The sequence below is a fragment of the Devosia honganensis genome (genome assembly GCF_042648785.1).
GTDB lineage: Bacteria > Pseudomonadota > Alphaproteobacteria > Rhizobiales > Devosiaceae > Devosia > Devosia honganensis.
Genome location: NZ_JBHRYD010000005.1, coordinates 143,532 through 155,492 on the forward strand (window position 1 = coordinate 143,532; position 11,961 = coordinate 155,492).

11 protein-coding genes are annotated in these 11,961 nt (G+C 66.7%); 7 read left to right on the top strand and 4 right to left on the bottom strand.

Translation table 11 applies throughout. The annotated features are described in order from the left end of the window. Positions 1 to 2 precede the first annotated feature (2 nt). Both ACFOOL_RS07615 and ACFOOL_RS07620 read left to right on the top strand, forming a co-directional pair. On the top strand, positions 3 to 824 hold the full coding sequence (locus tag ACFOOL_RS07615) for a TIM barrel protein (RefSeq protein WP_380096345.1): 822 nt from the start codon (positions 3 to 5) through the stop codon (positions 822 to 824). A 134-nt stretch (positions 825 to 958) separates the two neighbouring features. Next, positions 959 to 1,822: a MurR/RpiR family transcriptional regulator gene (locus ACFOOL_RS07620; RefSeq protein ID WP_380096346.1), complete on the top strand. Its 864-nt coding sequence runs from the start codon at positions 959 to 961 to the stop codon at positions 1,820 to 1,822. Positions 1,823 to 1,849: 27 nt separating this feature from the next. On the opposite strand, the gene ACFOOL_RS07625 is transcribed toward ACFOOL_RS07620, so the two are convergent. Genes ACFOOL_RS07625 through iolD form a run of 3 tightly spaced genes read right to left on the bottom strand, consistent with a single transcriptional unit; the run spans position 1,850 to position 5,423 of the window. After that, entirely contained in the window at positions 1,850 to 2,665 is an 816-nt protein-coding gene (locus ACFOOL_RS07625; RefSeq protein WP_380096347.1) for an SDR family oxidoreductase, read from the bottom strand. A 3-nt stretch (positions 2,666 to 2,668) separates the two neighbouring features. Next, positions 2,669 to 3,568 (bottom strand): myo-inosose-2 dehydratase, encoded by a 900-nt coding sequence (gene iolE / locus ACFOOL_RS07630; protein ID WP_380096348.1) that lies wholly within the window; start codon positions 3,566 to 3,568, stop codon positions 2,669 to 2,671. Between the two features lie 4 nt (positions 3,569 to 3,572). Beyond that, positions 3,573 to 5,423: a 3D-(3,5/4)-trihydroxycyclohexane-1,2-dione acylhydrolase (decyclizing) gene (gene iolD, locus ACFOOL_RS07635; RefSeq protein WP_380096349.1), complete on the bottom strand. Its 1,851-nt coding sequence runs from the start codon at positions 5,421 to 5,423 to the stop codon at positions 3,573 to 3,575. A 175-nt stretch (positions 5,424 to 5,598) separates the two neighbouring features. Here iolD and ACFOOL_RS07640 point away from each other — a divergent pair, with 175 nt between their 5' ends. The 5 genes from ACFOOL_RS07640 to dusA all read left to right on the top strand — a co-directional run bounded on the left by ACFOOL_RS07640 (position 5,599) and on the right by dusA (position 11,118). Further along, positions 5,599 to 7,035: an NAD-dependent succinate-semialdehyde dehydrogenase gene (locus ACFOOL_RS07640; protein ID WP_380096350.1), complete on the top strand. Its 1,437-nt coding sequence runs from the start codon at positions 5,599 to 5,601 to the stop codon at positions 7,033 to 7,035. Positions 7,036 to 7,043: 8 nt separating this feature from the next. Then, complete coding sequence (locus tag ACFOOL_RS07645; protein ID WP_380096351.1) at positions 7,044 to 7,859, top strand: HpcH/HpaI aldolase family protein; 816 nt, start codon at positions 7,044 to 7,046, stop codon at positions 7,857 to 7,859. Beyond that, positions 7,859 to 8,827, top strand: coding sequence for a hydroxyacid dehydrogenase (locus ACFOOL_RS07650; protein ID WP_380096352.1), 969 nt, complete (start codon positions 7,859 to 7,861; stop codon positions 8,825 to 8,827). The genes ACFOOL_RS07645 and ACFOOL_RS07650 overlap by 1 nt, the downstream gene beginning before the upstream one ends. After that, positions 8,814 to 9,941 (top strand): Gfo/Idh/MocA family protein, encoded by a 1,128-nt coding sequence (locus ACFOOL_RS07655; RefSeq protein WP_380096353.1) that lies wholly within the window; start codon positions 8,814 to 8,816, stop codon positions 9,939 to 9,941. Before ACFOOL_RS07650 ends, ACFOOL_RS07655 begins: the two co-directional genes overlap by 14 nt. Positions 9,942 to 10,128: 187 nt before the next feature. Next, on the top strand, positions 10,129 to 11,118 hold the full coding sequence (dusA, locus tag ACFOOL_RS07660) for a tRNA dihydrouridine(20/20a) synthase DusA (RefSeq protein WP_380096354.1): 990 nt from the start codon (positions 10,129 to 10,131) through the stop codon (positions 11,116 to 11,118). 120 nt (positions 11,119 to 11,238) lie between these two features. Here dusA and ACFOOL_RS07665 read toward each other — a convergent pair whose 3' ends face one another. Further along, positions 11,239 to 11,925, bottom strand: coding sequence for a retropepsin-like aspartic protease family protein (locus ACFOOL_RS07665; RefSeq protein ID WP_380096355.1), 687 nt, complete (start codon positions 11,923 to 11,925; stop codon positions 11,239 to 11,241). Positions 11,926 to 11,961 lie beyond the last annotated feature (36 nt).

Genomic DNA, 11,961 nt, shown 5'->3' on the forward strand with positions numbered 1-11,961 from the left:
TTGTGAGCGGGATTCGCTTTGCCCTCAATCGCACCGTCGCACCCGGCAGGACGCTGCGTGATTTCCTCGCCCTGGCCGCGCAGGCGGGAGTAGATGCGGTGGAGATCCGCAACGACATCGCCGGCCGCGAGTTCGCGGACGGTACGCCCGCCGAAGTGGTGCGCGACGAAATCGCCGCGGCGGGGCTCGGCGTCGCCTCGATCAACGCGCTGCAACGGTCCAACGACTGGACCGGCGAGCGCTACGCCGAAATCCGTGACCTTGCCGCCTATGCGGCGGCGCTCGGGGCGCCGGGGATCGTCCTTTGCCCGGTGGTGCAGGCCGATCACGGCTGGAGCGAGACGGAGCTGGCGGCCAATTTGCGCCTGGCGCTTCGGATGATGCGGCCGATCCTGCTCGACCATGGCTTGAAGGGCTATCTCGAGCCGCTGGGCATGCGCGACAGCACCCTCAGGCGCCAGCGCGATGCCGTGGCTTCCATCGACGATGTCGATGGCTGGGATGCGTTTGCGCTGTGCCACGACACCTTCCAGTTCTACCGATGCGGCGACGACAGGATGTTTGCCGAGCATATCGGCCTCGTGCACGTCTCCGGCATTGCCCGCACCGACCTGCCCCCGGCCGAATTGAGCGAACCGGATCGTGGTTTCGTCTTTGCGACCGATCGGGCGGACAATATCGCGCAGTTGCGCCAGCTTCGTTCCGCCGGCTATGCCGGAACGGTTTCCTTCGAGCCGTTCGATCCGGCAACCCAGGAGGATCCCGAAATCGCCCGCCGCCTGGCCGAAAGCCTCGATTTCGTCCGCTCGGCGCTCGCGGCGTGAAGAGACCGGGGACAAGGTCGCGGGCGCCTTTCACATGATCGGCTAGCTGCTACACTGGAGATGACCGCCCGCAAGGCGTATTTCCGGCCGGCGCACCGCCGCAACACCTGGACCATGGCATGCATGCAAATGGCTTGAAGGCACCCCAGGATTACGAGGAGCTGATCCGCGTCATCCACGAGCGTTACGAGGAGATGAGCAAGTCTTATCAGAAGATCGCGCTCTATCTGACGCAGAACCCCAACGATGTGGCGGTGCATTCGGTCAACGCCCTCGCCGAGCGCTGCGGTATCCATGCATCGAGCTTCGTGCGCTTCGCGCAGGCGCTGGGCTATGAGGGATTCAAGGAACTTCAGGGCCTGTTCCAGAGGCGCTTGTCCACGGCGGCGCCGGGGTTCGAGGCGCGGGTCAAGGCGCTCGAGGAGGAGCTCGGCTCACGCGCCGACCGCAGCGAATACGGTTTTCTGCGCGATCTCGTCGTGCGGGACATCGCCTCGCTCCAGGCCATGCTCGAGCAGATCGACCCCGAACACCTGGCCAAGGCGGTCGGCCTGCTCGAAGCGGCCGAAACGATCTTTCTCATCGGCCAGTTGCGCTCGGCGCCGGTGGTCGATCTGCTGCGCTACGTGCTCACCATGCTGGGCAAGCGCTGTGTGCTGCTCGATCCCAGTGGCGGGCTGGCCACGCATATGGCGCGGGCCATGCAGCGGAACGACGTGCTGGTTGCCGTGTCGTTCCGGTTCTACGCCACCGAAGTGGTCAATATCGTCGAGGAGGTCGCGGCGCGGGGGCACAACATCATCGCCATTTCCGACAGCACGCTGTCGCCGGTGGCCAAGGGCGCCGCGGTACTGTTTGCCGTGCCCGAGCACGAATACAGCTTCTCGCGCTCGCTGGCGGCGCCGATGTGCCTCGCCCAATCGCTGACCGTCGCCCTGGCTGCCCGCTTGCAGAACAATGTCGAGGAGCCGCGCATCCCGACCGTGACCGGCCAATAGACGGCCGGCTTCCCGCTCGGGCGAGGCTCAAACGGTGAGGGCGGCGTCGGGGACGGGCATGCTGCCGGCGGCCGCGCCCCACACGGTCTGGTCGAAATTGACCACCGCGCCGGTCATCAGCCCGGCATCGTCGGAGACGAGGAAGTTGACGGCGCGGGCCGCTTCGTCCGGGTCGACCAGGCGTCCGAAGGGCAGGGCGGCGGCCGCCTTGCTCTCCCAGTCGGGATCGCCACTGGCGGCAAGCTGGATTTCCCGCTCATGGTCCGAGGCCATCCAGCCCACATTGAGCTGGTTGACGCGGATACGGTTCTTCATCACCGAAAAGGCGGTGTTGCGGGTCAGCGTCGACAGCGCCCCCTTCGAGGCGCAATAGGCGTTGATGAAGGGCTGGCCGGCGAGTTCCGAGATCGAGCCGATATTGACGATGGCGCCCTCGACCCCATCGCGGATCATGCGCCGGATCGTTTCCTGCATCAGGAAATAGGGGCCGCGCACATTGGTGGCGAACAAAGCGTCGAACAGTTCCGGCGTGGTGTCCAGGATCGTGCCCCGGTCGGTCAGCGCCCCGGCATTGACGAGGACGTGGATGGGCCCGAAGCGTCGTTCGGCCTCGGCGATCGCATGGCGGCACGCCGCGACGCTGGCCAGGTCCGCGGCGACGAAATGCACCGGCACCCCGGTCGCGGCCCTGATGGTCTCGGCCATGGCCTCGCCCCTGGCGATATTGCGGCCAGTGATCACCAGTCCTGCGGCGCCGGCGGCGGCCAGGCGCCGGGCAATGGCGGCCCCCAGCCCCTGCGTCGCGCCGCTGACCACGCAGATTTTTCCGTCCATGCGATTCATGGCTCAGGCCTCCACCGTGTAGCCGGCGGCGGCCATGACGCGCAAAAGCTCGGTATGGCCGATTTTGGCCATCTCGAGCGGCGGGTTCTTTGCTGGGTCCTGCTCCGCCTCCACCACGAACCAGCCCTCATAGCCATGATCGGCCAGACGCTTGACGATGGCCTCGAAATCCAGGGAGCCATCGCCGGGCACGGTGAAGGCGCCCTTGATCACCGCGTCGAGGAAACTTTCCCGGCGACGGTCGAGCCCGTCGATCACCGCCTGGCGCACGTCTTTGGTGTGCACGTGGGAAATGCGGGCGTGGTGCTTGTCGATGACCGCCAGCACGTCGCCGCCGGCGAAGGCCATGTGCCCGGCATCGTAAAGCAGGGGCAGCGCCGCCCCGGAATGCCGCATCAGCAGGTCGAGTTCGGCTTCGGTCTCGATGACCGCCGCCATGTGATGGTGATAGGCGATGGGCATGCCTTCATCCGCGCACCATTCGGCGAACGCCGTCATCTTGTGACCGTAGGTTCGGATTTCACTCTCGGTGAGGCGGCGCTTGCCGGCCAGCGGCGCGGTGCGGTCGCCCTGGATCGAGCCGGCGATTTCCCCATAGACGATGCAGGGCGCCCCAACGGCCTTGAAGAGGGCTATCTGTTCGGCGATGCGGTCTTTTTCCGCCTCGATGTCGCCGTCGAGCAGCAGGCCGGAGAACCAGCCGCCGCACACCTGCATGCCCTGGCGCTCGAGTACGGGCCGAAGCTCGGCGGCGTTCATCGGAAAGCGCCGGCCGGTCTCCATGCCGGTGAAGCCGGCTTCGCGCGCTTGCGCGAGGCATGTTTCGAGGGAAACGTCGTCGCTGAGTTCGGGCAGGTCGTCGTTCCACCAGGCGATCGGTGCGATGCCGAGTCGGGCTTTCATTGATTTAAACTCCGACGCGCTGCTTGCTGCGGATGCGTTCCTGGTCGGCGCGCGCCGCCTGTACGTTTTCGCGGGAGGAGACTTCGGGCACCCCCACATCCCAGTCGGCGTCGCCCGGCATCCACTCGAAGGCGTCCGTTACGATGGTGAGCACGGTGGTGCGGTCGGTGCTCTGGGCCCATGTCATGGCCTGTTCGAGATCGGCGAGGGTCTCGCAGCGCCGGGCCAGCGCTCCCATGGATTCGGCGTGCTTGGCAAAATCGACCGCGAAAGGTTCCTTGACCCGGCAATCCTTGAGCAGATTGTTGAAGCCGGGAATCCCCTTGGCGTTTTGCAGGCGGTTGATGACCGCGTAGCCGCCATTGTCGCAGACGATGACGATCATCTTGTGTCCCGAAAGCACCGAGGAATAGATGTCCGAGTTCATCATCATATAGGTGCCGTCGCCGAGCATGACGATCGGCGTGCCGTTGCCTGTCCGCGCCATGGCCGCGCCCCAGCCGGCCGCCAGTTCATAGCCCATGCACGAATAGCCGAATTCGCAGTCGAAGGTGCCGGGGGCCTTGACCCGCCAGCCCTTGACCACCTCGCCCGGCACGCCGCCGGCGGCCGCGATCAGCCGGTCGCTGTCGCCGGCGCCGCGATGCACGGCAGCGACCACCTGCGCATAGGTGGGCACCAGCGCGTTGGTCGGGGCCTGATGCGTCTCGAGCAGGGCGTTCCACTCGCCAAACAGGTGCCTGGCATTGGCCATCCACGCAGCCGGCGCCTGCCAGTTGCCCATGGCGCCGTGCAACTCCTCCACGGTTTCACGCGCGTCCCCGACCACGGCAAGGGCGCGGTGCTTGGTGGCATCCCAGCGCGCCGTGTTGATCGAGATGAATTTTGCCGCATGGCTGAAGACCGTCCACGAGCCGGTGGTGAAATCCATGAGACGCGTGCCGATGGCGAGGATGACGTCGGCTTCCGCCGCCAGCGCATTGGCCGAAGTGGAGCCCAATATGCCGATGGGACCGGCATGCACGGGATGATCGTGGGTGAGGGCGCCCTTGCCGGCGATGGTTTCAACCACCGGAATGCCACGCGCGGCCGCGAAGGCGGCAACCGTATCCTCGGCCAGCGAATAGGCAACGCCGCCGCCGGCGATGATAAGCGGCTTCTTGGCGGTACGCAGCAACTCGACCGCTTCGGCCAGTCTTTCGCGGTCGGGGCGGGGGCGCGGCACGCTCCATACCGTCGGCTCGAAAAATGCCTCGGGATAGTCGAAGGCCATCTCCTGGGTGTCCTGGCAAAGGCCGATAAAGGCGGGGCCGCAATCGGCCGGGTCGAGCATTGCCGCCACCGCCTGCGGCAGCGAACTGACGATCTGGCCGGGCAGGGTGATGCGGTCCCAATAGCGGGTGACCGCCTTGAAGCTGTCGTTGACGGTGATGGTGGGGTCGCCGAAATGCTCCACCTGCTGCATGACCGGGTCGGGCTGGCGATTGGCGAAGCTGTCGCCGGAGATCAGCAGCACGGGCAGCCGGTTGGTGTGCGCCACGCCCGCCGCCGTCACCATATTGGTGGCGCCGGGGCCGATGGAGGAGGCCGCCACCATGATCTGGCGGCGCTTTTTTGCCTTGGCGAAACCGATGGCCGCAAGCGCCATGGATTGTTCGTTCTGGCCGCGCCAGGTGGGCAACTGATCCTGCACGGCTTCGAGCGCTTCGGAAAGACAGGTGACGTTGCCGTGCCCGAAAATGGCGAAGACGCCCGCAAATAGCGGCACCCGCTCGCCCTCGATCTCGGTGAACTGGTTGCATAGATAACGCACGAGCGCCTGTGCCATCGTAAGGCGGATGGTGGACCGGGCCATGTTGCGGCTCCTCCCTTTCGAGCTGTTTCGTCATGCTTACAAAATGAGCATTGACAAATCAAGCATTCTGCAATGAACATTGCAAAGATGCTGAGAATTGTTGCCTGCGGACGTCTAGGAACCCGCCCGCGCATCCGCGGGCGGGTCGTTGAAGTCAGCGAGATTGGATGAACCTATGTACCAGCCCTATGGACTTTTCATCGATGGAGCGTGGCGCCCCGCCTCGGATGCGGCGAGGGCGCCGGTTTTCAGCCCGGTGAGCGAGAAGGCGCTGGGCGAGGCACCGGTCGCCACGCTCGCCGATACCGAGGAGGCGCTGGAAAGCGCGGCGCGGGGGCTGGCCGCCTGGCGCGCCAGGAGCGCCTTCGAGCGGGCCGACGCCCTGCACCGTATCGCCGACGAGATGCTGCGGCGGCAAGACGAGGCGGCGCGCATGATCTCGGCCGAGACCGGCAAGCCGCTGGCGCAGTCGGGGCGCGAATGGAGCCTCTCGGTCGACCAGTTTCGCTGGTTCGCCGAGGAGGCAAGGCGGATTTACGGCCGCATCGTTGAATCGCGCGTTCCCGGCGGGCGTTTCGAAGTGCTGCGCGAACCGGTCGGCATCGCCGCCGCGTTCACCGCCTGGAATTTTCCGGCGGCCCTGATTGCCCGCAAGGTGGCGCCGGCGTTGGCGGCCGGCTGCTCGATCATCGTGCGGCCCTCGAGCCAGACCCCCGGCACCGCCATGGTGATGGTGGACTGCCTGCGCGCCGGCGACCTGCCGGCCGGCGTCGTCAATCTGGTGATCGGGCCGACGGCGACGACCTATGCACCGCTCATGGCGTCGCCGGCGGTGCGCAAGGTATCGCTGACCGGCTCGACCCGGGTCGGCCAGCAAATGCTCCGCGATGCCGCCGACACCATTAAGAAGGTCTCGATGGAACTCGGTGGCAACGCGCCGCTGATCGTCTTCGACGACGCCGATCTCGAAAGCGCTCTCGACGTCGCCGTGCCGACGAAATTCGCCAATGCCGGCCAGGTCTGCGTCACGCCCGATCGCTTCTTCGTGCATGAGCGCCTGCACGACGATTTCGTCGCGGGTTTCGTGGCGCGCGCCAGCGCCCTGACGCTGGGAGATGGGCTCGATCCCGGCGTCCAGATGGGGCCGCTGATCAATCGCCGCCGGCTGGAGGAAATCGAGGCCATCGTGGCCGATGCGGAGCGGGCGGGCGCGAAAATCGCAGCCGGCGGCCGCCGAGCGGCGCAGTTCAATGCCGGCCATTTCTACGAGCCTACCGTGCTGACGGAAGTTGAGGACGGGATGAAGGTGTTTGCCGAAGAAAACTTCGGCCCGATCGCGGCGATCAGCCGGTTTTCGTCCGAGGACGAGGTGCTGGAGCGGGCCAATGCCTCGGATATGGGCCTGTCGGCCTATGCCTTCACCCGCAGCCCGGAGCGGGCGCGCCGTGTTGTCGCCGGCCTGAAATCGGGCATGGTAGGCATCAACAGCTTTGCCCTGGCGGCCTCCGAGGCGCCGTTCGGCGGCACCAACCATTCCGGCATGGGACGCGAGGGCGGTATCGAGGGGATCAGCGACTATCTCGATACCAAGCTCGCCCAGATCGTTTTTTGAGGGCAGTGATGAACAAGAATACGCTCAAGCAATTGTGGGCGGAGGGCCGGCCCACGATCAATGGCTGGCTGTCGATCGCCAATGCCTTCACCGCCGAGATCATGGCGGCGCAAGGCTATGACAGCATCTGCATCGATCTGCAGCACGGCGCGCTTGACTACCAGGCGGCGCTGAGCATGCTTCAGGCCATGCGCGCCTCGGGCGTGGTGCCGCTGGTGCGCGTGCCGTGGCTGGAGCCCGGCATCATCATGAAGGCGCTGGACGCCGGCGCCTATGGCATCATCTGCCCGATGGTCAGCACCCCCGAACAGGCGGCCGAATTCGTCAGCTATGCCCGCTACGCCCCGCTGGGCAGCCGCAGCGTCGGGCCGACCCGTGCCAACTTCTCGGCCGGCGCCAATTACGTGGCCGAGGCGAACGGCGAAATCCTGGCCTTCGCCATGATCGAGACCGCCGAGGCCATGCGCAATCTGGACGCTATCGCCGCGACGCCCGGGCTCGACGGCCTCTATGTGGGGCCCGCCGACCTCACCCTGAGCCTCTCCCAGGGGCGGCTGGCGCCGGGCTTCGACCGCGAGGAGCCGGAGATGATCGAGGCGCTGCAGCGGATCGTGGCGGCATGCCGGCAGGCCGGCATCCGGGCGGCGCTGCATTGCGGCAGTGCGGATTATGCCGCCAGGGCCGCCGGCTGGGGATTCGACATGACCACGGTGTCGAACGACGTCCGGCTGCTCGCGGGTGCCGCCGAAGCCAGCGTCAAGCGCTATCGTGCGCTCACGGGGGCGGGCGCTGCGCCGGCGCCGGTGCCGAAGGGGGGCTATTGATGCCCCATGTTCTGGTGGCTGGAAAGCTGCATCCCTCCGGTCTTGCCCTGCTGCAATCGGCGGCGGACGTCACTTTCGACTATGTCGAGGAGGTTTCCGAGCCGAGCTATGCCGGGCTGATCGGACGGGCGGACGGGCTGGTGCTCCGGACGCAGCCGCTCTCGGCCGCAACCGTGGCGCAGGCTCCCAGGCTCCGCATCGTTTCGCGCCACGGCGTCGGCTACGACGCCGTGCATCTGCCCTCGCTCAACGCGCGTGGCATAGCGCTGGCCGTAGTGGGCGACGTCAATTCGGTGTCGGTGGCGGAACATTCGATGATGCTGCTGCTGGCGCTGGCCAAGCGCACGGTGCGGGCCCACGACGCCGTGAGCGGCGGCGGCTGGGGGTGGCGCAACCGGCTCGAAGCGGTGGAACTGGCGGGCAAGCGGCTGCTGATCCTCGGCTATGGCCGCATCGGCCGCCATCTGGCCCGCATGGCCAGCGGCTTCGACATGGAAATCCGCGCCTATGATCCCTATCTGGCCGCCGCCGGTTGGCCCGACGGGCCTGCGGCGCCCGTTGGGGACTTGAACGCCGGGCTGGCCTGGGCCGATGCCGTTTCCATCAATGCGCCCAAGAATGAGCGCCCGCTGATCGGTGCCGCCGAGCTGGCGGCGATGAAGCCCGGCGCGATGCTGGTCAACACGGCGCGTGGCGGGATAGTGGACGAGGCGGCCCTCGTCGCCGCGTTGCGATCGGGCCGGCTGGCCGGCGCCGGCCTCGATGTGTTCGAGGACGAGCCGCCCCCTTCGGACAGCCCGCTGCTGGGACTCGAACAGGTCATTCTTTCTCCCCATATCGCTGGCCTCACGGCAGAGTGCGGCGAGCGCATGGCGATCTCTTCAGTACGAAACGTTCTCGATTTCTTCGCCGGCGCCATCGATCCGGCGCTCGTGGTCAATGGAGGCCACCTCAATGGCAACAAATAAGCCAAAGCTCCGCGTCGGCCTCATCGGCACCGGCTTCATGGGCAAGACCCATGTATTCGGCTTCGCGGCCGCCCAGCGCGTCTTCGACCTGCCCTTCGAGATCGAATTGCACTCCGTTGCGGATCGCACCGACGAGCTGGCGGCCGAGGCTGCGCGCCTGCTGGGCTTTGCGCGTGCGAGCGGCGACTGGCGCAGCCTCGTCGCCGATCCGGAAATCGATGTGATCGACATCACCGCGCCCAACGCCTTCCACAAGGAGATGGCGCTGGCCGCCATCGCGGCGGGAAAACACGTCTATTGCGAAAAGCCGCTCGCGCCCTTGCCGGCGGACGCGCGGGAGATGGCGGAGGCCGCCGCCGCCAGCGGCGTCAGGACCCAGGTGGGGTTCAACTATCTGTGCAATCCCATGCTCGCCCTGGCCCGGGACATGATCGCCGGCGGGGAACTGGGGGAGATTCGCAGCTATCGTGGCATTCATGCCGAGGATTACATGGTCGATGCGGCGGCACCGTTCACCTTCCGCCACGATCCGGCGGGAGGTGGGGCGCTGGCCGATCTGGGCAGCCACGCGCTGGCGACGGCGGAGTTCCTGCTCGGCCCCATCGTGCGGGTGATGGGAGATGCCGTCACCGTCATCGACAGCCGGCCCGATGGCAAGGGCGGCAGGCGGGCGGTCGAGGTCGATGATGTGAGCCGGGCCTTCCTGCGTTTTGCCAGTGGCGCCACCGGCAGCATCGAGGCGAGCTGGATCGCGACCGGCCGCAAGATGCAGCACGATTTCGAGGTCTATGGCAGCAAGGGCGCGCTGCTGTTCTCGCAGGAACGTTTCAACGAGCTGCATTTCTACAGCAGCGCCGATCCGGCCGGGCGCCAGGGCTTCCGGCGCATCGAGGCCGGTCCCGACCACGCCCCCTATGGCCTGTTCTGCGTCGCCCCCGGCCATCAGCTCGGCTTCAATGATCTCAAGGCCATCGAAATCGCGCGTTACGTCGAAGCCATCGCGGGAATGCATCCCGAACCGTTCGGCTTTTCGGCCGGCCTGCGGATACAGGAACTCGTCAGCGCCGTTGCGAAATCCGCGCTTCAGGCCAGTTGGATCGATGTCGGACGATAAAAGGGTCGGCAGACCGGCCGAAGCCGGTCTAAACGGGCTGGAGCGCCGATTGCGCCTGCGGACTTCATCTCGTCGATATGCAGGGCTATAAGACCCGCAAGACTGTTTTCCCCGCAACTCTTGCCCGGCCAGATATAGGAACGGCGAGCCGTTCACGATTGACGCTTTGAAAAATAGCCAAGAAATCATGATGAATCAGGCGCGCCGCTTCTCCGTGGCGCCGATGATCGACTGGACCGACCGGCATTGCCGTACATTGCATCGCCTGCTGACGCGGCGGGCGTTGCTGTTCACCGAGATGATCACCACCGGGGCGATCATCCATGGCGGTGCGGAGCGCCATCTGGCTTTCGGCGGGCATGAGCATCCCGTGGCGCTGCAATTGGGCGGGTCCGATCCGGCCGAGCTGACCGTGGCGATCCGGCTGGCCGAGCCCTATTCCTACGACGAATTCAACCTCAATGTCGGCTGTCCCTCGGACCGGGTGCAGTCGGGGCGCTTCGGGGCCTGCCTCATGGCCGAGCCGGAGCTGGTGGCGGACTGCGTCCGCGCCATGCGCGACGCCACCGACCGGCCGGTGACGGTCAAGTGCCGCATCGGCATCGATGATCAGGACACCGAGGAAAGCCTCGACCGCTTCGCCGACGCCGTGGCCGAGGCCGGCATCGCGGCGCTCTATGTGCACGCCCGCAAGGCCTGGCTCCAGGGGCTGAGCCCCAAGGAGAACCGCACCATCCCGCCGCTCGACTATCCGCGCGTCTATCGCCTGCGCCAGCGCCTGGCGCCGCTGCCGGTGATGCTCAATGGCGGCATCGAGACGCTGGAACAGGCCGAGGCCCATCTGGAGCGCATGGACGGGGTGATGCTGGGCCGGGCCGCCTATAACAATCCCATGCTGCTGGGCGAGGTGGACCGCCGCATTTTCGGCGACGGACGCGACGCACCCGATCTTGCCGCCGTGATGGCGGCCATGGCCGACTATGCCGAGGCGGAGCTCGCCCGGGGCGTGCGCCTCAATGCCATCGCCCGCCACATGCTGGGCCTCGCCAATGGCCGGCCGGGCGCGCGGCAGTTCCGGCAGATCCTGAGCGTCGACGCCTGCCGCCCTGGGGCCGGGCCGGAAGTGTTCGCGCGGGCGCTGGCGGCGGTCGGCGAGCGGGAATTGCTGGCAGGCTAGGGCGTTTTCGGTATCCGCCGACGCGGATTTCCACCGATCCGCAGCCGTCCGCGATATCTCCCCCATCGTCACCGCCGGACTTGTTCCGGTGATCCATGCGAGATCGACCTCGATGCGTGGTCAATCCACCAGTTCCAGCGAATTCTGCGTGACGCTGTAGCGGCTGAGGGTCTCGAGGAAGGTCATGCCCAAAAGGCTGGTTTCCAGCGCTCCCGCTTCGGTGACGAAGGCGGTGACGTTGCGCCGGACGATGCCGCCCACTTCGAGGCTGTCCAGCCGCGTCCGCGCCGCCATGCCCTGGCCGTTGGCGGTCGAGACCGGCACGGTGTAGCGCAGGCCCTCGACATGGATGCCGGCTTCCGCCGCGTCGGCCACGGTCAGCACCACGGCGCTGGCGCCGGTGTCGAAGATCATCGGCGTGGTATGGCCGTTAATGGTGGCATTGACCTCGAAATGACCGCTCATGCCCCGGCGGAAGGTGGCGGTGCCGTTGGCGGTGTCCACCAGCGCCACGCCGGGCTGCAACTCGCCGGCCACCCGGCCCGCAATGCCCAGCAATTCGTCGCGATAGGCATAGGTGAGCATGGCGACGGCGAAAATGCCGATCCAGAGCACCAGCCCGCCCACCAACTCGGAAGCACGGTGGCGCCGGGCGAATAGCCCGCCGGCGAAGACGATGAGAATGATCACCAGCGGCACCAATTGCGCCGTCTGCTGCTGCGTGAGGCCCACGAGGCTCCCGGCATCGGCGCTGATCATCAGCGCGATGCCGATGGCGATGACGAGGGCGAGGCCGATGAAGATCATGGTCTAAAAACTTTCCTGCGGCCGCGTCCCGGTCCC